Origin of the sequence: Microbacterium paraoxydans (assembly GCF_018224615.1) — a bacterium.
In the GTDB taxonomy this organism is placed as follows: domain Bacteria; phylum Actinomycetota; class Actinomycetes; order Actinomycetales; family Microbacteriaceae; genus Microbacterium; species Microbacterium paraoxydans_B.
This window is the reverse complement of record NZ_JAGTUK010000003.1, coordinates 735,974-757,713: the sequence shown is the minus strand read 5'-3', so window position 1 is coordinate 757,713 and position 21,740 is coordinate 735,974. Positions and strand designations below refer to the sequence as shown.

The following is a 21,740-nucleotide window of genomic DNA, read 5'->3' as shown; positions in this document are numbered from 1 at the left end:
CGTCCGCGACTAATGGTCTGCCCTGTCTGGGCAGACCGACCCAGACAGGAGAATTGTGGCTGGTAAACCACGCGTACATGAGATCGCCGCTGAACTCGGCGTCGACAGCAAGGTCGCACTCGCGAAGCTCAAGGAGCTCGGCGAGTTCGTGAAGAGCCCGTCGTCGACGGTCGAGCCTCCGGTGGCGCGCAAGCTGCGTGCCGCGATCGAGGCCGACCCGTCCCTCAAGGCGTCGAGCGAGCCCGCACCGGCGAAGCCGGCTGCGGCGAAGGCAGCACCCACGCCCGGCCCGAAGCCGGGCCCCAAGCCGGGACCGGCTGCTCCGGCCCCTGCCCCCGCTCCGGCTCCGGCCGCTGCGGAGAAGCCGGCCGCTCCGGCACCGGCTCCCTCGGCCAAGCCGGCCGCTCCGGCGCCGGCCGCTCCGACGCCCGCCGCGCCCGCCTCGGGTGACGGCAACGCGCCCAAGCCGGGTGCTCCGCGTCCGGGCAACAACCCGTTCTCGTCGGCGCAGGGCATGGGGCAGCGTCCCGCCGGCCCGCGCCCGGGCAACAACCCCTTCGCGTCGGCACAGGGCATGGGCCAGCGCCCGACCCCGGGCAACATCCCGCGTCCGCAGGCGCCGCGTCCCGGTGCTCCGCGTCCCGGTGCTCCGCGTCCCGGCTCGCCCCGTCCCGGCGCTCCTCGCGGCGGTCAGGGCGGTCGTCCCGGTGCTCCGTTCCAGCAGCGTACGGGCGGCCCCGGTCGTCCCGGCGGTGCCGGTGGCGGTCCCGGTGCGGGCCCCCGTCCCGGCGGTGGCTTCGCCGGTCGCCCCGGTGGTGGCGGTCGCGGCCGTGGTCCCGGCGGTGGCACGGCCGGTGCCTTCGGTAAGGGCGGCGGCAAGAGCAAGCAGCGCAAGTCGCGGCGGGCGAAGCGGCAAGAGTTCGAGATGCGGAGCGCCCCGGTCGTCGGCGGCGTCAACGTCACGCGCGGCAACGGCGAGACGATCCGCATGCGCCGCGGCGCGTCCATCGCGGACTTCGCCGACAAGATCGAGGCCCTGACCGGCTACACCGTGCAGCCGGGCACCCTGGTGACGATCCTCTTCAACCTCGGCGAGATGGCCACGGCCACCGAGTCGCTGGACGAGGCCACATTCGAGGTCCTGGGTGAGGAGCTGGGCTACAAGGTCCAGATGGTCTCGCCCGAGGACGAGGACAAGGAACTCCTGGAGGGCTTCGGTCTCGACCTGGAGAAGGAGCTGGCGGAGGAGAGCGAGGACGACCTCGAGATCCGTCCCCCGGTCGTCACCGTCATGGGTCACGTCGACCACGGTAAGACGCGCCTTCTCGACGCGATCCGTCAGACGAACGTCATCGAGGGCGAGGCCGGCGGCATCACCCAGCACATCGGTGCGTACCAGGTCTGGACCGAGCACGAGGGCATCGAGCGGGCGATTACGTTCATCGACACCCCCGGTCACGAGGCGTTCACCGCCATGCGTGCCCGTGGTGCGCAGGTCACCGACCTCGCGATCCTCGTGGTCGCGGCCGACGACGGCATCATGCCGCAGACGGTGGAGGCGCTGAACCACGCCCAGGCGGCGAACGTGCCGATCGTGGTCGCGGTGAACAAGGTCGACAAGCCCGAGGCCAACCCGGCCAAGGTGCGTCAGCAGCTCACGGAGTACGGTCTGGTGGCCGAGGAGTACGGCGGCGACGTGATGTTCGTCGACGTGTCGGCTCGTGCCAACACCGGTATCCAGGAACTCCTGGACGCGGTGCTGCTCACGGCCGACGCCGGACTCGACCTCACCGCCAACCCGAACAAGGCCGCTCGCGGTGTCGCCATCGAGGCGAAGCTCGACAAGGGTCGTGGTTCGGTCGCAACGGTGCTGATCCAGTCCGGAACGCTGCGGGTCGGCGACGCGATCGTGGCGGGTACCGCCTACGGCCGCGTGCGAGCGATGATCGACGAGAACGGCGAGACCGTCGAGGCGGCTGCGCCGTCGCGCCCGGTCCAGGTGCAGGGTCTCAACTCCGTGCCTCGCGCCGGCGACGTCTTCATCGTGACCGAGGAAGACCGCATGGCCCGCCAGATCGCCGAGAAGCGTGAAGCGGTCGAGCGCAACGCACAGCTGGCCAAGGCCCGCAAGCGCATCTCGCTCGAGGACTTCACCCGCGCGCTCGAAGAGGGCAAGGTCGAGTCGCTCAACCTCATCATCAAGGGCGACGTGTCCGGTGCCGTCGAGGCGCTGGAGGAGTCGCTGCTCAAGATCGAGGTCGACGATTCGGTGCAGCTGCGCATCATCCACCGCGGTGTCGGTGCGATCACCGAGTCCGATGTGAACCTGGCGACGATCGACAACGCGATCATCGTGGGATTCAACGTCCGCCCCGACACGAAGGCACGCGAGCGCGCCTCCCGCGAGGGTGTGGACATCCGCTTCTACTCCGTCATCTACAACGCGATCGACGAGATCGAGAGCTCGCTCAAGGGCATGCTCAAGCCGGAGTACGAAGAGGTCCAGTCGGGTGTGGCCGAGATCCGCGAGGTGTTCCGCTCCTCGAAGTTCGGCAACATCGCCGGTGTCATCGTCCGATCCGGGACGATCACGCGCAACGCGAAGGCCCGTGTCATCCGCGATGGCGTCGTCATCGCCGATGGTCTGGCCATCGAGTCGCTGCGTCGCTTCAAGGACGACGTCACCGAGGTGCGCACCGATTACGAGGCCGGTATCGGTCTCGGCAAGTACAACGACATCCAGGTCGGCGACGAGATCGAGACCACCGAAATGGTCGAAAAGCCTCGCGGCTGATCGGGTTCGATACCTTCGGGCGGGGACGCTGATGCGTCCCCGCCCGAAGGCCTCTGAAGGGAAAGAACTATGGCTGGCGAACGACAGGCGCGACTCGCGGACCGCATCCGCGTGATCCTCGCCGAGCGCCTCGAGAAGGGCCTGCGCGACCCGCGTCTCGGGTTCGTGACCATCACCGACGTGCGCGTGAGCGGAGATCTGCAGCACGCGTCCGTGTTCTACACCGTGCTCGGCTCGGAGGAGGAGCGCATCGCGAGCGGTGCCGCCCTCACGTCCGCGACCGGGATGCTGCGCAGCGAGGTGGGGCGCCAGCTCAGCACCCGTCTCGTGCCGACGCTGGAATTCATCCCCGACGCGCTTCCGGAGAACGCCGACCACATCACGGCGCTGCTGCGCCAGGCGCAGGAGCGAGACGCCGAGGTCGCGAAGCTCGCGTCGTCCGCCTCCCCGGCCGGCGACGCCGACCCGTACCGTTCGGTCGACGAAGAGGACTAGCCGTTTGATACCCTCGGGTCCGCGGGGATGACTTCCGATGGACCTGGGGGATCGGCATTCCTGCGACGGTATCGAGCGACGATCATGTCGTCGCGCCTGCAGTCGTGGAGCTCCTGCTCCACGACCTCCATACGCGCGGGCTGCACTGTGCGCCGCACGTGGTGGCTCGACTGGCGGCGGCCCTCGCCGCCGACGCGCCCAGCGTTGTGGAGGTCGCACGGTGTCTGACGCCTGAGCAGCGCCTCGGCCTGCGCGCGCTGCCGGCGCCGCTGCCGTTGACACCGGCCGTGGAGCACGCGTTCCGGGGCGTCGAGATCTCCGACCGTGATCGCACGCTGCTGCTGGCGCACACCCTGCGGTGGGGCGACGACCTGGACTCGCTTCTCGCCTTCGACGGGCGTACGGCGGAGGAACTGGCGGCGGAGGCGGTCGGCGCACTCCTCGTGATCCGCGCGGGCCGTGTCCGCGCGATCGACCCGCGCGTCGCCGTATGGGTCGAGGGGCGGGCATCGACGGTTGAGGTGACTCGCGTGCACGCGCGCCTCGCGGTCGTGCGGAGCGAGCGCGGCGATGACGCCGAAGCGGCGTGGCATCGCGCGCGTGCGGCTCTGCAGAGTGACGCCGCGACCGCGGAGGTGCTGGTCGCGCGCGCCCGTCGCCTGCTGCGTGCCGGGCGGCTGGAATCGGCGCGGAGGCTCGCGTGTGAAGCCGCTGCGCATGTCTCGGGTGAGCAACGCGACGAGGCCATGCTGCTTTCGGGTCTCGCGTGCGCCGGCTCGGGGTTGGTCGCGGACGCCGCGGATGCCCTGGGCGGTCTGTTCCCGCACGCGTCCGTGACGCACCGGGGTCGGGCGCTCCCCGGACTGCTCGTCTCGTTGGCGCATCTGCGGGGCGCGGTTCCGGAGATCGATCCTGGGCTGTTCCGTCCTCGGACGGCCGGCGATCGCTCCGCATGGCTCGACTGGACGCGAGCGGCCGGGCTGGCTGCGCTCCTGTGCGCCGAGCGTGGCGAGCGCACCCAGATGCGCGTCTGGCTCGACGCGGTGCGTGAGGGAGCGGCGGTGGTCGGCGCCGAGGCGCAGCTCCGCGAACCGGTCGTGGCGCTGAGCTGGCTCCTGGCCGGTGAGGGCGATGTCGATGAGGCCGACGGAGCGGGGCCCGTGTGCGGCGCGCTGCTGCGGGCGTTGCGGTTCGCGAGCCGGGGCGACATCGACCGCGGGCTGCGGCAGCTCCAGGACGACACGCCGTTGCTCGTGGTGGAGACCGACCCGCTCGTGCCCGGCTTCGAACGGAGCCCGCTCGCGCGCGCGTACCGGGCGGTTGCCGAGACGCTGCTCCTGACGTGGCGCGGGGACCTCGGGTCGGCGCGAGAACGGATGCTGCGGGCCGCCGTCGAGCTTCCGGTCGCCCTGCCGTTCGCCGGGCTGGGGATGGTGCTCGCGCGGAGGCTCGATCTCGCGGTGCGAGGGGACGTGGGAGCGGTTGCGCGCGCCCTCACGGCCGTGGTCCCTGGCGGTGCCGGGGTCGACGTGCTGATCGATCGCGGGATCGAGGCGTTTCTCGATGGGTCCTTCGACCGGGCCTGCACGGCCGTCGAGCTCTGGGCCGATGGCGAAGCCGCTGAGCGGCCGTTCGACGTGCCAGGGCTCGATGAGGTGTCCGTCTCGGGACCACGGCGTGCCGGCACGGCGATCGCACTCGCCCCGCCGGAGGTCGCGGTGGCGCGGGACCTGCAGGCCCGGCTCATCACCGCACCGGCGGGCGGATGGGCCTCGGAGCGGGACGACGTGCGGGAACGCGCGCGCGCGCTGCGGACGCCCTTCGCGCGTGCACGGGTCGAACTCGTGCTCGGCATCCAGCTCGCCCTGCGCGCCGACCACCTGACGGCACGCGTTCATCTCCAGCGCGCCGAGCGTCTGTTCGAGGCCGCGGGGGCCGGTGCGTGGGCCAGGGCCGTGCGAGCCAGGGTCGATCGGCTCGATGCCACCGCGGCGCAGCTCGTTCCCGCGCCCGAGCGGTTCGCGGTGTGCCGCAGCGCCTGGGGTCAGCAGCTCACCGCCCGCGAGCTCGACGTCGCGATGCTGGCCGTGCGGGGGATCAGCAACCGGCACGTGGCCAGCGAGCTGAACGTGTCGGTGCGCACGGTCGAGGTTCATCTGGGTCGCGTGTTCACGAAGCTCGACGTGCGCAACCGGGTCGAGCTCACCGCACTGGCGCATCGCACGGAGCGCCATCGGTAAACGCGTCAGCGGGGGAGAGCGAGCCCTTCCCCGTCGGCTTCCGCGAGGCCGTCCGCGATGAGCGAGTCGATGGCGCGGTCGCGCTGCCGCGCGTCCGGCCACTCGGGGATCACCGCCGTCAGGGGCACCGCGTCGGGAGCAGCGTCACGGAGGACGCGGAGGACCGCGCCTCTGGCCTGGCGGTCGGATCCCTCATACGCGGCTTGACGGCGCCTCGCGTCTCCGGTGTCCGGACGGCCGGCCGCGAGCCATGCGCACTCGTCGGCCACGGGGCACAGGTCGCAGCGCGGCGCCCGCGCCGTGCAGATCGTGGCGCCGAGCTCCATCGTGGCCGCATTGAACATCGCGGCCTCCTCGTCGTCGTCCGGCAGCAGCGCTTCCATCAGGGTGAGGTCGCGGCGGGACGGCGGAGAGGGGTGGGCGCGACCGTCGATCGCCCTGGCGAGCACGCGTCGGGTGTTCGTGTCGACGACGGGGTGCCGATCACCGTAGGAGAAGACCGCGACGGCCCGCGCGGTGTAGTCGCCGATGCCGGAGAGGGCGAGCAGCGCGTCGACGTCGCGGGGCACGACCCCGCCGTGCCGTTCGACGATCTCGATCGCGGCACGGTGGAGCCAGAGGGCGCGGCGCGGATAGCCGAGGTTGGCCCACTGGTGCACGACCTGCGCGGTGGTCGCCTCGGCCATCGCCGCAGGGGTGGGCCACCGGTGCAGCCAGGCCTCGAGGTGGGGGATGACCCTGGTGGCCGGGGTCTGCTGCAGCATGAACTCGCTGACCAGGACGCCCCACGCGCCGTAGGTCTCGTGGAAGGCCGGACGGCGCCATAGCAGGTCGCGTGCCGAGCTCCGGAACCAGGACGGCAGGATGGAGAGCGTCGCGGGGGCGGACGACGGCGCGGGCACGATTCCAGCCTAGGTGAGCGCGGGAGGCGGTGACGCGGCTGGGTAGGCTGGAGGGATGGTCGTACCCGCCATCCTCCTCGTCGACAAGCCCGGCGGTCTCACCAGTCACGACGTGGTCGCTCGCACGCGCCGGGCCTTCGGCACCCGCAAGGTGGGCCATGCGGGGACCCTCGACCCGATGGCGACGGGTCTTCTGGTGCTGGGCATCGAGGGCGCGACGCGCCTGCTCACCTACATCGTCGGCGCCGACAAGACTTACGAGGCGACGATCCGGCTCGGCGCCTCGACCACCACGGACGACGCGGAGGGCGAGGTCGTCGCCGCGGCGGACGCCTCGATGGTCGCCGGGGTCGACGACGCGGCGGTCGCGACGGGTGTCGCGGCGCTGACGGGCGCGATCTCCCAGGTGCCCAGCTCGGTGTCGGCGATCAAGGTCGACGGGCGCCGCGCCTACGACCGCGTTCGCGCGGGGGAGGACGTCTTCCTCGCGGCGCGTGAGGTCGTGGTCTCCCGGTTCGACGTGCTCGAGATCCGGCGTGACGAGGGCATCCTCGACCTCGACGTGGTCGTCGACTGCTCATCCGGGACCTACATCCGCTCTCTCGCCCGCGACCTCGGGACGGCTCTGGGCGTCGGCGGGTACCTCACGGCGCTGCGCCGCACGCGTGTGGGGCCGTTCAGCGTGGGAGACGCGGTCGGTGTCGACGATCTGGAGGGGGCCGCGACGCTCACGCCCGCGGAGGCTGCCGCATCGGTGCTCGTCCCGCTTCCGGTCACGGCCGCGGAGGCGCGCGACCTCCGTCATGGGAAGAGGCTCGGCGGTCAGGCGGAGCGCCTCACCGCGCCCCTCGCCGCGGCGATCGACGAGGACGGCGAGCTGGTGGGCATCGTGGAGAAGCGCGGCGCGGATCTGAAGAGCGCCATGAACATGCCGGAGGTCATCCGATGATCCTGTGGTTCACGGTCGTGCAGATCGCCGTGGCGATCGCCGCCGGGGTGTTCTGCCTGGTCGCGGGATTCGCCGGGCGTCGGCCGAGCGACTTCTCGGTCGGGGCTCTCGCCATCGTCGAGGTCCTGCTGATCGTGCAGGTGGTCACGGCCATCGTCGCGCCGCTCGCGGGCAATCCGCCCACAGGCGACCTGCTCGAGTACTGGGTGTATCTGGTGTCCGCGGCCCTGCTTCCGGTGGGTGCCGTGCTGTGGGCGCTCATGGAGCGCAGCCGCTGGAGCACGGTCGTGCTCGGCGTGGCCGCCCTGGCCATCGCGGTCATGCTGTGGCGCATGCAGGCGATCTGGACGATCCAGGTCGCCTGACGGCGCCGCCCGGCGGAGTCCGGCGTCCCGCGGCGGCTCTAGGATGGAATGCGCTATGAGCTCCACCGCCCCCTCCACCCGGATGACCGGCATCGGTCGCGTCCTCGTGATCGTCTACGCCGTCATGGCGCTGGCTGCCACGGGACGCAGCTTCGTGCAGATCGTGCGCCGGTTCGACGAGGCGCCCCTGGCGTACACGCTGTCGGCCGTCGCCGCGCTCGTCTACATCCTCGCGACGCTGGCGCTGATCTTCGCCCGTAGGCGGGGGTGGTACACGGTGGCCTGGATCGCGATCGTGTTCGAACTCACCGGGGTGCTGGTGGTCGGGCTGCTGAGCATCCTGCTCCCCGCGCTGTTCCAGCACGAGACGGTGTGGTCGCTGTTCGGTCGCGGCTACCTCTTCGTGCCCCTGGTCCTTCCGGTGTTCGGCATCTGGTGGCTGCGCACGCACCGCCCGGTCGCCGCCGTCGAGCGTCCCGTGGAGGCCGTCGCGTGATCGTGTTCCGCAGTCCGGACGAGGTTCCGGACGGCTTCGGGCCCAGTGCGGTCGCGATCGGCAAGTTCGACGGGGTGCATCAGGGGCATCGTGCGGTGATCCGGCGACTCAAGGAGGCCGCGGCGGCGACGGGAAGCCGGGCCGTTGCCGTCACGTTCGATCGCAATCCGCTCGCGGTCATCCGCCCCGACCGCTGCCCCGAGAACGTGGTGACGGTCGACCGCAAGCTGGAGCTGCTGGGCGAGCTCGGTCTCGATGCGACCCTGCTGCTGACGTTCGACGAGGAGCTCGCCGCCCGTTCGGCGGAGGACTTCGTCGTGGAGTTCCTGGTGCGCGCGCTGCGAGTGTCGACGGTGTTCGTCGGCGCGGACTTCCGATTCGGCCACCGCGGCGCCGGCACGCCCGAGCTGCTGCGCGAGCTCGGACCCCGCTATGGCTTCACGGTCGAGGTGGTCGAGGACGTGTACCTGGAGGGTTCGTCGCGACGCGTGTCGTCGAGCTGGATCCGCGAGCTGCTCGTGGAGGGGGATGTGGCCGCGGCCGCTCGGGTGCTCGGTCGCTATCCGGACGTGCGCGGTGAGGTCGTGCACGGCCTGAAGCGCGGCCGCGAGCTGGGTTTCCCCACGGCGAACCTCTCGACCATCGTCGACGCGTTCGTGCCGGCCGACGGCGTCTACGCCGGCTGGCTGGTCGACCACGACACGGGCATCCGGCACCCGTCCGCGATCTCGGTGGGGACCAATCCCACGTTCGACGACGTGCTCGTCCGCCAGGTCGAGGCGCACGTGCTGGGGGAGACGGGTCTCGACCTGTACGGGCACGACGTCACGGTGGAGTTCGTGGAGCGGCTGCGCGGCATGGTGGCGTTCGAGGGCATCGAGAAGCTCATGTCGCAGATGGCCGCCGATGTGGCACAGGCCGCCGCGATCCTCGGTGTGGAGACCTGAACCGGGTCCGTCACGTTCGGGCGGTTCCGCGTGCCGTCGGCCCGATGACATAGAATGGGAGAAGGTTCCCGCCGACCCGCGCACCGTCGTGAGCGCCGGAGGGAGACGATCCACGGTCCGCACGGTCCTGGCTCACGCCACACGCGGACGACGAGAACGGCCGACGGCTCCCTGGGGGCGCCGGGCCCTTCAGGCTCAGGAGGAGCATGCCGACCACGGCAACCGCCGCCACGCGGCGCAAGAAGACGTCCCGTCGCGACGACGAGGCACCCCTCATCCCGATCCTCGCGCGCAAGGTGCGCGAGATCGAGGCGAAGTCCCAGCGGGGCAAGCTGGGGCCCACGAACCGCACGAAGTTCCAGGTGATCGCGTTCCTGGTGCGCGAGGAGCGCGCCAGGGTGAAGGCCGACACGGAGATCACCGATGCCGCGCGCACGGAGCTGCTCAAGCGCCTCGACGGCGTGGCCACGATCCTCGCGAAGACCGCCGCACGCGACACCTCGCTCATCCAGCTCCTCGAGGCCGACCAGGCCACGTCGCCCGTCGCCAAGCGGATGCGCCGTGACTGGCTGCTGGAGTCCGGCGCCGAGCTGCCGCCGGAGGAGTTGATCATCGCGGACCCCGCTCCGGTGCAGACACCGGTCGTCCCCGCCGCGATCGCCGAGCGTCAGGTGACCCCGCCGTCCGTGGAGGCCCGTCAGCTCGCGAACCCCTTCCTCGCGCCCGACCTCACGCCGCGTCCGGCCAGCACCCCGCGTCGCCGGCTCGACGGATGGGAGCTGATGGGGCCGCTGTACAAGGCGTTCGAGACGGGTGCCGGCGGTGCCGCGGCCTCGATGGAGCTTCCTCCGGCCCCCGAGTTCGATCACGTGTCGCCCAAGGGCCTCGACGTGATGGTGCACCAGTCGCGGTTCCTGGAGGCCGTGCGTGCAGGGCACCGGAGCTTCCTGCTCGCGGACGAGCCGGGGCTGGGCAAGACGGCGCAGTCGGTGCTCGCGGCGTCGGTGGCGGGCGCATACCCGTTGCTCGCGGTGGTGCCGAACGTCGTGAAGATGAACTGGGCGCGCGAGGTGGAGCGGTGGACGCCGCAACGCCGTGCGACCGTGATCCAGGGCGACGGCGACGACATCGACGCGTTCGCCGACGTGTTCATCGTCAACTACGAGATCCTCGACCGCCACCTGTCGTGGCTGGCGACGATCGGCCTGCGCGGCATGGTCGTCGATGAGGCGCACTTCATCAAGAACCTGTCGTCGCAGCGCTCGCAGAACGTGCTGTCGCTCGCTGCGCAGGTGCGCGAGCGTACGCCGGGACACGACCCGCTGATGCTCGCGCTCACGGGTACACCGCTCATCAACGACGTCGAGGACTTCGACGCGATCTGGCGCTTCCTGGGCTGGACCAACGGCGAGAAGCCGGGACCGGCGCTCATGGAGAAGCTGGATGCGACCGGGTTCACCCCGGCGGACAAGGCGTTCTATCCGGAGGCGCGTGATGCGGTGATCTCGATGGGGATCGTGCGCCGCAAGAAGAAGGACGTCGCCGCCGACCTTCCCGACAAGCTGGTCGCCGATCTGCCGGTGCAGCTGGACGACGAGTTCGGGCGCAGCATCCGTCAGGCCGAGCGCGAGCTGGGGGAGCGGCTGGCCGCGCGCTACCGCCGCATCATCGAGGCGCGGGGCGACCGTGGTCTGCTCCCCGGTGAGATCGATGACGACATCGTGCGTCTCGTCGCGCAGAACGAGCTCGAGGAGTCCAAGGCCGCGGGCACGGGTGGCGACAACGTCTTCACGATGGTGCGCCGCATCGGCCAGGCCAAGGCGCCGCTCGCTGCGGACTACGCGGCGCAGCTGCAGCGCTCGGTCGGCAAGGTCGTGTTCTTCGCGAAGCACATCGATGTCATGGATCAGGCGGAAGCGCACTTCGCCGCCGCCGGGATCCGTGCGGTGTCGATCCGTGGCGATCAGACGTCGACGGCGCGCCAGCAGGCGATCGACGACTTCAACGGCGACCCCGATGTGGGCATCGCGGTGTGCTCGCTGACCGCCGCCGGTGTGGGGCTGAACCTGCAGGCCGCCTCCAACGTCGTGCTCGCTGAGCTGTCGTGGACGGCTGCCGAGCAGACCCAGGCCATCGACCGCGTGCACCGCATCGGTCAGGACGAGCCGGTGACGGCGTGGCGCATCATCGCCGCGCACACGATCGACACGAAGATCGCCGAGCTCATCGATCAGAAGCAGGGCCTGGCTGCGCGCGCGCTGGACGGCGAGGCGACCGAGGAGGCGGCGAGCGAGTCGGTGCAGCTGGCGGCGCTCATGCACCTGCTGCGCGAGGCGCTCGGGGCGAACTGAGGCCCCGCCAAGAAGCGGGGTTCTTAACGCTCAAATCGGTCCGATCTGGGGCATCAGCGCCAAGTTCCCCGATTCCGTGGACTCGTGCTGTCAAGATCGCCGGTTTTCGTCGGGTCCGAATGGCGGCGGAGGGCGACGTGCCGCTAGGGTCGATCGCAGGCACTGTCGCCTCACCCCTCCCATCACTCGAACCTCCGAAGGCAGCAGCATGAAGATCGGCATCCTGACGAGCGGCGGCGACTGCCCCGGACTCAACGCGGTCATCCGCGGCATCGTGCTCAAGGGCACGACCACCTACGACCTGGAGTTCGTCGGCATCCGCGACGGCTGGCGCGGGGTCGTCGAGGGCGACTTCATGCCGCTCACCCGGCACGAGGTGAAGGGCCTGTCGAAGGTCGGCGGCACGATCCTCGGCACCAGCCGGACGAACCCCTACGAGGGCGAGCGGGGCGGCGCGGAGAACATCGCGAAGACGCTCTACGGCCACAAGATCGACGGCATCGTGGCGATCGGCGGCGAGGGCACGCTCGCCGCGGCCGACCGTCTCTCCAAGGACGGCATCAAGGTGCTCGGTGTGCCGAAGACGATCGACAACGACCTGCGCGCCACCGACTACTCGTTCGGTTTCGACACCGCGGTCAACATCGCCACCGATGCGATGGATCGACTGCGCACGACGGGTGACTCGCACCAGCGCTGCATGGTCGCCGAGGTCATGGGCCGTCACGTCGGCTGGATCGCGCTGCACGCGGGAATGGCCGCGGGCGCGCACGTCATCTGCATCCCCGAGGTGCCGATGTCGCTCGAGGAGATCACGGAGCTGGTGACGCGCGCACACGACCGCGGTCGCGCGCCGCTGGTCGTCGTGTCGGAGGGCTTCACGCTCACGGGCATGGAGGAGGCCTACAGCGACAAGGGCCTCGACGCGTTCAACCGGCCCCGGCTCGGTGGGATCGGCGACCTGCTCGCTCCGGAGATCGAGCGCATCACCGGTATCGAGACGCGCGCCACGATCCTCGGTCACATCCAGCGCGGAGGCTCGCCCTCGGCGTTCGACCGTGTGCTCGCCACCCGGCTCGGCCTGCATGCCGCCGACGCCATCGTCGACGGCGCCTGGGGTCAGATGGTCGCGATGCAGGGCACCGACATCGTGCGCGTGCCGTTCGCGGATGCGCTGGGCGAGCTGAACACGGTGCCGCGCTACCGCTACGACGAGGCCGCCGCGCTGTTCGGCTGAGCGTCCCCGCGTCTCACGCCTCGGCGAGTCCGAGCGTGTCGAGCAGCCATGCGAGCTCGAACGCACGTTCGCGCCAAGAGTTGTAGCGCCCGCTCACGCCACCGTGACCGGCGACCATCTCGCACTTGAGCAGTACGTCGGTCGCCCCGGCTTCGCGCAACCGCGCCACCCACTTCGCCGGCTCGACGTACAGCACGCGCGTGTCGTTGAGGGACGTCACGGCGAGGATCCGCGGGTAGCGCACGCCTTCGCGCACGTTCTCGTACGGCGCGTACGACTTCATGTAGGCGTACACGTCGGCGTCGTGCAGCGGATCGCCCCACTCGTCCCACTCGATCACGGTGAGCGGGAGCGAGGGGTCGAGGATCGTGGTCAGCGCGTCGACGAACGGCACTCCGGCCAGCACGCCGGCGAACAGCTCGGGAGCCAGGTTCGCGACCGCGCCCATGAGCAGCCCGCCCGCGCTGCCGCCCTCGGCGACCAGCTGTTCCGGCGTCGTGGTGCCTTCGGCGACCAGGTGTCGCGCACACGCCACGAAGTCGGTGAAGGTGTTGCGCTTGTGCAGCAGCTTCCCTTCCTCGTACCACTGCCGTCCCATCTCGCCGCCGCCGCGCACATGGGCGACGGCGAACACCACGCCGCGGTCGAGCTCCGACAGCCGCGCCACGGAGAAGCCGGGGTCGATCGAGTGCTCGTACGAGCCGTAGCCGTACAGGTGCACCGGGCGTGCCTGCGCACCCGGCTCGCCGAACGACCGCTTCCAGACGAGCGAGATCGGCACGCGGGTGCCGTCCTCGGCGGTCGCCCACTCGCGGCGCTGACCGTAGTCGGCCGGGTCGTAGCCGCCCAGGACCGCGACCTGCTTGCGGAGCACGAGCTCGCGCGTGGCCAGGTCGAGCTCGTACACCGTGCCCGGCGTCACGAACGAGGTGTAACCGAGGCGGAGGAACGGCGCGTGCCACTCCGGGTTACCGCTCACCCCGGCCGAGTAGAGCGGCTCGTCGAAGCGCAGCTCCTCGACGGCATCGGTCGCGTAGTCCAGCAGGCCCACGCGCTCCAGGCCCTCGCTGCGATACTCCACGGTCGCGAAGTCACGGAACGCGTCGACGCCGAGCAGGCGCCGTCCGGGCTCGTGCGGGAGGATCACCCGCCGCTCGCCCTGCGGATCCGCCGCCGCGACCGACACGAGCTCGAAGTCGAGAGCGCCGTCGTTGTGGAGGATCAGCAAGCGGTCCTCGCCGTCCACCACGGCATGCTCCAGCGAGTACTCGACGCCCTCGCGGCGCGGCCACACCAGCCGCGGCTCCGCGGTGATGTCGCCGGAGAGATCGACCAGGCGCTCTTCGCTCGTGATGCTGGAGCCGACCGCGATCACGAGGTACTTGCGGCTGCGGGTGATGCCCGCACCGAGCCAGAACTTCTCGTCCGGTTCGTGGAACAGCCGCACGTCGTCCGCGACGGGGGTGCCCAGGCGGTGCAGCCACAGGGTGTCGGGTCGCCACGCGTCGTCACGCGTGGTGTACAGCACGCTCGTGCCGTCGGGGGTGAAGAACGCGCTGCCGGTGTTCGGGATCTCGTCGTCGAGCGTGCGTCCGGTCACCAGGTCGCGCACGCGGACCGTGTACAGCTCGTCGCCTTCGAAATCGGTGGACCAGAGGAGCATGCTGGCGTCGTCGGTGGTGTCGAAGGCGCCGAGCGAGAAGAACTCGTGCCCCTCGGCCTCGACGTTGCCGTCGAGCAGCACGACCTCCCCGGGAACAGGGACGCCGGGTTCGAGGCGCGGGGGAGTCCAGTCGTCGGGCTCGGCCGCCGCGCGGCAGTGGATCGCGTACTGCGCACCCTCCTCCGTGCGGCTGTAGTACCACCAGGCGCCGCGACGCGTCGGCACCGACAGGTCGGTCTCCTGCACGCGGCCCTTGATCTCCTGGAACAGGGTCTCGCGCAGCCCGGCGAGGTGCGCCGTCTCGGCGTCGGTGTGGGCGTTCTCCGCCTCCAGGTGCGCGATGACCTCGGGGGAGTCCTTCTCGCGCAGCCACTCGTAGGGGTCTTCCACGGTGTCGCCGTGGTGCGTGCGGTATGTGGGACGGCGGGCGGCGATCGGGGCGTCAGTCACCGCTCCACGCTATCCCAGGTCGAGTTGACCGGCACGGGGGACGGTGGGAGGATTTACCGGGGCCGGTAAACGGAAGTCAAACCCACGGTGAACTCTTCGTTCGTCACGTCGATCCCGTCGACATTCCCTTTCCTCAAGACCGAAAGCGAACGGTGGAAACCGCAGCCCTCATTGTTGTGCTCGTCATCGCGCTGGCACTCTTCTTCGACTTCACGAACGGCTTTCACGACACCGCCAACGCGATGGCGACACCCATCGCGACGGGTGCTCTGAAGCCCAAGACGGCGGTGCTCCTGGCGGCCGTGCTGAACCTCGTCGGCGCCTTCCTCTCCACGGAGGTGTCGAAGACCATCTCGGGCGGGATCATCCAGGAGGACGCGATCCTCGCCGCGGGGGCGCAGCTGTTCCTCTCGCTGATCTTCGCCGGTCTGATCGGCGCCATCACCTGGAACATGCTCACGTGGCTGCTCGGTCTGCCCTCGAGCTCGTCGCACGCTCTGTTCGGCGGTCTGATCGGCGCCACTCTCGTCGGTGCCGGGCTCGGTGGCATCGACTTCGGCGCGGTGCTGTCCAAGATCGTGCTCCCGGCACTGATCGCTCCGATCACCGCCGGCATCATCGCGTTCGTCGCGACGAAGATCGCGTACTCGGTCACGCGCCGCTACGACGGCAAGCCCGACGGCCGCGACGGGTTCCGGTGGGGACAGATCTTCACGTCCTCCCTGGTGGCGCTCGCCCACGGCACCAACGACGCGCAGAAGACCATGGGCGTGATCACCCTCGCGATGATCACGATCGGCTGGCAGTCGGGTGCGCACCACGAGCCCGAGCTGTGGGTCATCGTGGCGTGTGCCTTCACGATCGCGCTGGGCACGTACCTGGGCGGATGGCGGATCATCCGCACGCTGGGCAAGGGGCTCACCGACGTCAAGCCGGCGCAGGGCTTCTCGGCGGAGAGCTCGACCGCCGCCACGATTCTGGCCTCCAGCGCCCTGGGCTTCGCGCTCTCCACCACGCAGGTCGCCTCCGGTTCGGTCATCGGTTCCGGCCTCGGCCGTCGTGGCTCGACCGTGCGGTGGCGCACCGCCGGCCGCATCGGCGTGGGCTGGCTGCTGACGCTCCCGGCCGCCGGTGGCGTCGGTGCCCTCGCGGCCCTGCTCGTGGTGTGGCTGGGCACGTGGGGCGTTGCGATCGACGCGATCCTCGCCGTGGCCATCATCATGGGCCTGTACCTGCGGTCGCGCCACAACGCGGTCACGCACGCGAACGCCATGAGCGACGTGGCGGAGTCGGGTCTCGCCGTGGAGCTGCCGGAGACCCCGCCCCCCACGCGCCGCCAGCAGCGCATCGAGCGGGCGAAGGCGGAGGCCAAGGCGCGCGCCGAGGCGAAGGACCGCGCGAAGGCCGAGGCGAAGGACAAGGCCAAGAAGAAGGCGGAGGCCAAGGCGGGTGCCAAGGCTGCGAAGTCGGGCGGCGTGCACGCCGCCACGGGCGAGACGTCCACGCCGGCGGTGCCCGTCGCGGAGGAAGCGGAAGTCACGCGGAACGGGGACTCGGCATGAGCGTCACGATCGACTGGCTCGCGTTCTTCCAGGTCTTCGCTGCCGCCCTCCTCGGCGCGGCGGCCATCGTCACCTTCTACGCGCTGGGCCTGCGCCTCCTGGTGCGCAGCGGCCGGGCTCCCGTGGTGAGCCCCGCGGAGTTCACCGACGCGATCACGGTGATCTCCGAGAAGGAGCTCAAGCGGGCGGCGAAGCAGGCGGCGAAAGCGGCCAAGAAGAGCCCGCTCACGGAAGGGCAGAAGACGCTCGCGCTCGTGGGCGCGTACGGCTGCTTCGTGCTGTGCGGGGCGGCGGTCATCGCCGGGATCCTGCTCATCGTCATCGGCCATTGATGTGCGGCCGCCCTGGCGCGCCAGGGCACGGCCTCGGCGCGGGACTCTAGGCTGAGGGCATGTCCGCGGCACCCGGCACCCCGTACGTCTTCGGCCGGCACGAGCCTGCCTCCCACGTCCTGATCCACGTGAGCGATCCGCACTTCCTCGCAGGCGGTGCGCGGCTGGGCGGCACCTACGACGTGCAGGCGTCGTTCGGTCGGACGCTGGAGGCGATCCGCTCCGTGCACCCCGCGCCCGCGGCCCTCGTGATCACGGGCGACCTCACCGATCTCGGCGAGCCCGACGCCTACCGACGGCTGCGGGACGCGGTCGAACCGGTCGCCGACGAACTGGGGGCTCCGGTGGTCTGGGTCGCGGGCAACCACGACGAACGCCCCGCGCTGCGCCGGGAGCTGCTCGACCGGGATCCCACGGAGGAACCGGTCACGGGGGTCTGGGACCTCGACGGTCTGCGGCTGATCGCGCTCGACACGAGCGTCCCGGGGTGGCACCACGGCGACCTCGGCGCGGATCAGCTCGCCTGGCTCGCGGAGCTGCTCGCAGAGCCGGCGCCCCACGGCACGCTCCTGGCCATGCATCACCCTCCGCTGCCCAGCCACCTGCCGCTGTTCGACATCCTCGAGCTGCGGCATCAGGACGAGCTCGCGGAGGTGATCCGCGGCACGGATGTGCGCGGGATCCTCGCGGGGCACCTGCACTACTCGTCGCACGGCTCGTTCGCCGACGTGCCGGTGAGCGTGGCCTCGGCGACGTGCTACACCATGAACGTGGCTCTCCCGGCGCCCGACGTGAACGGCATGGACGCGGCGCAGTCGTTCCAGCTGGTTCATGTGTACCCCGACACCATCACCCACACCGTGGTCCCGGTGGTCGACGCGCCTACCGGAGACTACTTCTCCGCCGAGTGGCTGGAGCGGATGGCCGCCCTGACGCCGGAGCAGCGGCTCGACGCGTTCTCCCGGAAACCGCCGCGCGGACCGGCGTAGACTGGTCGCATCCCCCACTTTTCTGATTCGCCACGACCCACGAGGATGTGACATGGCTTCTGCCGCGCCTGCACTTACACGTACCGAGACCGATTCGCTGGGGAGCATGGAGATCCCCGTCGACGCCTACTGGGGGATCCACACCGCCCGCGCCGACGCGAACTTCCCGATCTCGAAGCGGCCGATCTCGGTGTATCCGGACCTGGTGATCGCGCTCGCGATGGTCAAGCAGGCGAGCGCGCGGGCGAACAAGGAGATCGGCGTGCTCGACGCCGAGCGGGCCGACCTCATCGACCGCGCGGCGCAGCGCGTGATCGACGGCGAGTTCCATGAGCAGTTCACGGTCGGCGTGATCCAGGGCGGTGCCGGCACCTCGACCAACATGAACGCGAACGAGGTCATCACCAACATCGCGCTCGAGATGGCCGGTCGGGAGAAGGGCGACTACGCCTTCCTCTCGCCGATCGACCACACCAACCGCAGCCAGTCGACGAACGACGTGTACCCCACGGCGGTCAAAATCGGCCTGTCGCTCACGCTGCGGTCGCTGCTCGACGAGCTCGACGCCCTGCGGATCGCGTTCCTGGGCAAGGCGAGCGAGTTCCACGACATCCTGAAGGTCGGGCGTACGCAGCTGCAGGACGCGGTGCCGATGACGCTGGGCCAGGAGTTCCACGGCTTCGCCACGACGCTGGGGGAGGACCACAGCCGTCTCACCGAGAACGCCTCGCTCATGTTCGAGATCAACATGGGGGCCACCGCGATCGGCACGGGCATCACCACGCACGTGGACTACGCGCCCGCCGTGCTCAAGCACCTGCGCGAGATCACCGGACTCGACCTGGAGACGGCGACCGACCTGGTGGAGTCCACGAGCGACACCGGCGCGTTCATGTCGTTCTCCTCGTCGCTCAAGCGCAACGCCATCAAGCTCTCGAAGATCTGCAACGACCTGCGTCTGCTCTCCTCGGGCCCGCAGGCGGGTCTCGGTGAGATCAACCTCCCCGCGCGTCAGGCCGGTTCCAGCATCATGCCCGGCAAGGTGAACCCGGTGATCCCCGAGGTCGTGAACCAGGTCGCGTTCGCGGTGGTCGGCGCGGACACCACCGTGACGATGGCGGTCGAGGGCGGTCAGCTGCAGCTCAACGCCTTCGAGCCCGTCATCGCGCACTCGATCTTCCAGTCCATCACCTGGATGCGCCAGGCGATGTGGACACTGCGGGTGAACTGTGTGGAGGGAATCACCGCGAACCGTGACCGCCTTGGTGCGATGGTGGGCGCGTCCGTCGGCGTGATCACCGCGCTCACGCCGTTCATCGGCTACGCCGCCGCGGCGGCGCTCGCCAAGACTGCACTCCTGACCAACCGCAACGTCGCCGATCTGGTGGTCGAGGCCGGCCTCATGTCGCGCGACGAGGTGACCAAGCAGCTGTCGCCCGCCCGTCTGTCGGGGCTGGAGGCCGTGACGGCGGCGATTCCGATCGTGACGCCCGACGACCTCATCCAGATCTGACGCCCCGTGCGACGAAGGGGACGGGAGCCGCAGTTCCCGTCCCCTTCGTCGTGTCGGCGAGGCTCCGGTATCAGTCGAGGATGCGGCAGTGCGTGGTGAGCTCGCCGATCCCGTCGATGCCGACCGTGACGGTGGAGTGGTCGCGGAGGAAGATCTGGGGGTCGCGGGAGTAGCCGGCCCCGCCCGGGCTGCCGGTGGAGATCAGGGTGCCGGGGAGCAGCGTGAGCGACTGGGACAGATGGGCGATCAGCTTCGCGACCGAACGCACCATCTGGTCGGTGCTGGCGTCCTGCACGGTGTGACCGTCGACGACGGTCCAGATGTGGAGGTCCTGCGGGTCGGCCACTTCGTCGGCCGTGACCGCGAAGGGGCCGGTGGGCGTGAAGCCGTCGAACGACTTGCAGCGCGACCACTGCGCTTCCGAGAACTGGATGTTCCGCGCGGTGATGTCGTTCACGACGGTGTATCCCCACACGTGCGACAGGGCGTCCGCTTCGCTCACGTCCTTCGCGGGGGTGCCGATCAGCACACCGAGCTCCGCTTCGTAGTCCACGGCTTCGCTCAGGCTGCGCGGCCAGGAGGTGACCTGCTCGTGGCCCGTGAGGGAGTTGGGCCACAGTGTGAAGACGGTGGGAGCCGCATCGGTCTTGAGACCGAGCTCGCTGGAGTGCGCGGCGTAGTTGAGCCCGACCGCGAGCACGGCGGGCGGCGCGAGCACGGCGGAGTCGAACGTCCAGCCGCCCAGGGGGTGGCGAGGGGCGGTGCCGGCGTCCAGGGCGGTGCGCAGATCCTCGAGGGCGGCGTCACCCCGCTCGATCAGCTGCTGCAGGGTGGCAGGAGCATCGGACAGGAGATCGGAGACGAGGATGGCGTCCGTACCGTCCACCACGGCGAGGACCGCGCGGGGGGAGTCGGGACGGCGCAGATGAGCGAACCGCATGGTTCTACGCTACCGGGTGGCTGCGGCCGGACGGATGGAGGAGTCGACCATACCCGGGCCCGATTGCTTGTGCCCCATAAGCTTTGGCTATGACTTTCGGAGGACCGGCCGACCCCCAGCAGCCCTCGCGGTACACGCCGCCGCCCGCGCAGCAGCCGAGCCCCTCGGCTTATTCGCCGTCGCAGTACGCGCAGTCGCCGTACCTTCCGGCGACGTACGGGCAGCAGCCGGGCTACGCCTCCGCGCTCGCGCAGCCCACGCCGTACACCCCGCCGGCGCCCGTCGCGCCTTCTCCTGCGGAGTCGCTGCCCGCACTGCCGGTGACCACCAAGAAGGGCAGGACGGTCTCGCTGTGGCTGTTCGCCTTTCTCGGCTTCCTGCTCCTGGCGCTGATCGGCTACTTCGGCTGGGCGCTGGGACCGACGGCGTCCGCGGTGGGTCTCGTGCTGGCGCTCATCCCGCTGACCATCGTGTTCCTCGGGGTGCGCATGATCGACCGCTGGGAGCCGGAGCCGAAGCGCCTGGTGATCTTCGCGGTCGCATGGGGAGCGGTGGCGGCCGTCGGCCTGACGCTTCTCGTGGACATCGGATTGACCGTGCTGCTCGGCCCGGTGCCGGAGGCGATCGCGGCCGTCGTTCAGGCGCCGATCGTCGAAGAGTTCTGGAAGGGACTCGGGGTGTTCCTGATCTTCCTGCTCGCGCGGCGCTCGTTCGACGGACCGATCGACGGCGTGGTGTACGGCGCCCTGGTGGGCGCGGGCTTCGCATTCACCGAGAACATCCAGTACTTCGCCCTCAGCCTGATCGAGGGCGGCGGCGAGCAGCTCGGCGTCACGTTCGTGGTGCGGGCGCTGCTGTCGCCGTTCGCGCATGCCATGTTCACGTCGCTGACAGGGTTCGCGATCGGACTGGTCGCACGGCGGCACGCGTCTGCGGGGGCGGCGTTCGCTGCCGGGCTGCTCGGGTGGCTCGGGGCGATCTTCCTGCATGCGTTGTGGAACGGCTCGGCGACCTTCGCCGACTTCTTCGGTCTGTACTTCACGCTGCAGGTGCCGCTGTTCATCGGGTTCATCCTCGGCATCGTCGCGCTGCGCCGCGAGGAGGCGAGGCTGACGAGGGCCCGCCTGGCCGAGTACGCCGCGGCGGGCTGGTTCACGCCCGAGGAGGTGACCATGCTCGCGACGCCGTCCGGCCGGAAGGTGGGCCTGGCATGGGCGGCGCAGCTGCGCGGCGATCGCCGTCCGCTCATGCGTGAGTTCATCAAGGACGCGACCGCCCTGGCGGCCGTGCGACAGCGCGCGATCACCGGCCGCGACCCGCTGGCCGTCGAGGACGAGCGGGCGCTGCTGATCCGCACGCGCGCCACCCGGGCAGCTCTGTTGGCGTACTGACCGCGGTACCAGTGGCCGCTGGACAGACTCAGCGCCCGGTGCTGCGGCGATGCCTGCATGTCTCCCGGGCGCTGAGTTGATCTGCCACCAGGGTGCACCCGCCCGCGCTGACGTGTCAAGAGGG

General features: G+C 70.4%; 17 protein-coding genes. 14 read left to right on the top strand and 3 right to left on the bottom strand.

The window, feature by feature from the left end:
• Positions 1-55 precede the first annotated feature (55 nt).
• The 3 genes from infB to KE274_RS13850 all read left to right on the top strand — a co-directional run bounded on the left by infB (position 56) and on the right by KE274_RS13850 (position 5,529).
• Positions 56-2,794: a translation initiation factor IF-2 gene (gene infB, locus KE274_RS13860; protein WP_211544674.1), complete on the top strand. Its 2,739-nt coding sequence runs from the start codon at positions 56-58 to the stop codon at positions 2,792-2,794.
• A gap of 69 nt (positions 2,795-2,863) precedes the next feature.
• The gene (gene rbfA / locus KE274_RS13855; RefSeq protein WP_211544671.1) at positions 2,864-3,289 is read left to right on the top strand and encodes a 30S ribosome-binding factor RbfA; all 426 of its coding nucleotides are present in this window, start codon (positions 2,864-2,866) and stop codon (positions 3,287-3,289) included.
• Between the two features lie 104 nt (positions 3,290-3,393).
• A complete protein-coding gene (locus tag KE274_RS13850; RefSeq protein WP_307872216.1) occupies positions 3,394-5,529 on the top strand; it encodes a helix-turn-helix transcriptional regulator in 2,136 nt (711 codons plus the stop codon).
• A 5-nt stretch (positions 5,530-5,534) separates the two neighbouring features.
• On the opposite strand, the gene KE274_RS13845 is transcribed toward KE274_RS13850, so the two are convergent.
• Positions 5,535-6,431 (bottom strand): A/G-specific adenine glycosylase, encoded by an 897-nt coding sequence (locus KE274_RS13845; protein WP_307872215.1) that lies wholly within the window; start codon positions 6,429-6,431, stop codon positions 5,535-5,537.
• Positions 6,432-6,486: 55 nt separating this feature from the next.
• Here KE274_RS13845 and truB point away from each other — a divergent pair, with 55 nt between their 5' ends.
• The 6 genes from truB to KE274_RS13815 all read left to right on the top strand — a co-directional run bounded on the left by truB (position 6,487) and on the right by KE274_RS13815 (position 12,776).
• A complete protein-coding gene (gene truB / locus KE274_RS13840; protein ID WP_211544670.1) occupies positions 6,487-7,380 on the top strand; it encodes a tRNA pseudouridine(55) synthase TruB in 894 nt (297 codons plus the stop codon).
• Positions 7,377-7,745 (top strand): hypothetical protein, encoded by a 369-nt coding sequence (locus KE274_RS13835; RefSeq protein ID WP_211544668.1) that lies wholly within the window; start codon positions 7,377-7,379, stop codon positions 7,743-7,745. Before truB ends, KE274_RS13835 begins: the two co-directional genes overlap by 4 nt.
• Positions 7,746-7,827: 82 nt before the next feature.
• Positions 7,828-8,241, top strand: coding sequence for a hypothetical protein (locus KE274_RS13830; protein WP_211544979.1), 414 nt, complete (start codon positions 7,828-7,830; stop codon positions 8,239-8,241).
• Positions 8,238-9,188 (top strand): bifunctional riboflavin kinase/FAD synthetase, encoded by a 951-nt coding sequence (locus tag KE274_RS13825; protein WP_211544666.1) that lies wholly within the window; start codon positions 8,238-8,240, stop codon positions 9,186-9,188. The genes KE274_RS13830 and KE274_RS13825 overlap by 4 nt, the downstream gene beginning before the upstream one ends.
• 206 nt (positions 9,189-9,394) lie before the next feature.
• Positions 9,395-11,539 carry a DEAD/DEAH box helicase gene (locus KE274_RS13820; protein WP_211544665.1) on the top strand — a complete coding sequence of 715 codons (2,145 nt, stop codon included), beginning with the start codon at positions 9,395-9,397 and terminating at the stop codon, positions 11,537-11,539.
• A 208-nt stretch (positions 11,540-11,747) separates the two neighbouring features.
• On the top strand, positions 11,748-12,776 hold the full coding sequence (locus KE274_RS13815) for a 6-phosphofructokinase (RefSeq protein WP_211544663.1): 1,029 nt from the start codon (positions 11,748-11,750) through the stop codon (positions 12,774-12,776).
• A gap of 13 nt (positions 12,777-12,789) precedes the next feature.
• On the opposite strand, the gene KE274_RS13810 is transcribed toward KE274_RS13815, so the two are convergent.
• Entirely contained in the window at positions 12,790-14,889 is a 2,100-nt protein-coding gene (locus KE274_RS13810) for a S9 family peptidase (RefSeq protein ID WP_211544661.1), read from the bottom strand.
• Positions 14,890-15,041: 152 nt separating this feature from the next.
• On the opposite strand from KE274_RS13810, the gene KE274_RS13805 reads away from it, so the two are divergent.
• Genes KE274_RS13805 through KE274_RS13790 form a run of 4 tightly spaced genes read left to right on the top strand, consistent with a single transcriptional unit; the run spans position 15,042 to position 19,285 of the window.
• Complete coding sequence (locus tag KE274_RS13805; RefSeq protein ID WP_307872214.1) at positions 15,042-16,451, top strand: inorganic phosphate transporter; 1,410 nt, start codon at positions 15,042-15,044, stop codon at positions 16,449-16,451.
• The gene (locus KE274_RS13800; protein WP_211544659.1) at positions 16,448-16,783 is read left to right on the top strand and encodes a peptidase; all 336 of its coding nucleotides are present in this window, start codon (positions 16,448-16,450) and stop codon (positions 16,781-16,783) included. Before KE274_RS13805 ends, KE274_RS13800 begins: the two co-directional genes overlap by 4 nt.
• A gap of 59 nt (positions 16,784-16,842) precedes the next feature.
• Positions 16,843-17,772, top strand: a complete 930-nt coding sequence (locus KE274_RS13795; protein WP_211544657.1) for a phosphodiesterase — start codon at positions 16,843-16,845, stop codon at positions 17,770-17,772.
• A 52-nt stretch (positions 17,773-17,824) separates the two neighbouring features.
• Complete coding sequence (locus tag KE274_RS13790; protein ID WP_136035081.1) at positions 17,825-19,285, top strand: aspartate ammonia-lyase; 1,461 nt, start codon at positions 17,825-17,827, stop codon at positions 19,283-19,285.
• Positions 19,286-19,355: 70 nt separating this feature from the next.
• Here the strand turns inward: KE274_RS13790 and KE274_RS13785 are convergent, their stop codons facing one another.
• The gene (locus KE274_RS13785; RefSeq protein WP_211544656.1) at positions 19,356-20,225 is read right to left on the bottom strand and encodes a fumarylacetoacetate hydrolase family protein; all 870 of its coding nucleotides are present in this window, start codon (positions 20,223-20,225) and stop codon (positions 19,356-19,358) included.
• Positions 20,226-20,314: 89 nt separating this feature from the next.
• Between KE274_RS13785 and KE274_RS13780 the strand changes: the two genes are divergently transcribed.
• A complete protein-coding gene (locus KE274_RS13780) occupies positions 20,315-21,616 on the top strand; it encodes a PrsW family intramembrane metalloprotease (RefSeq protein ID WP_249186325.1) in 1,302 nt (433 codons plus the stop codon).
• Positions 21,617-21,740: the final 124 nt, after the last annotated feature.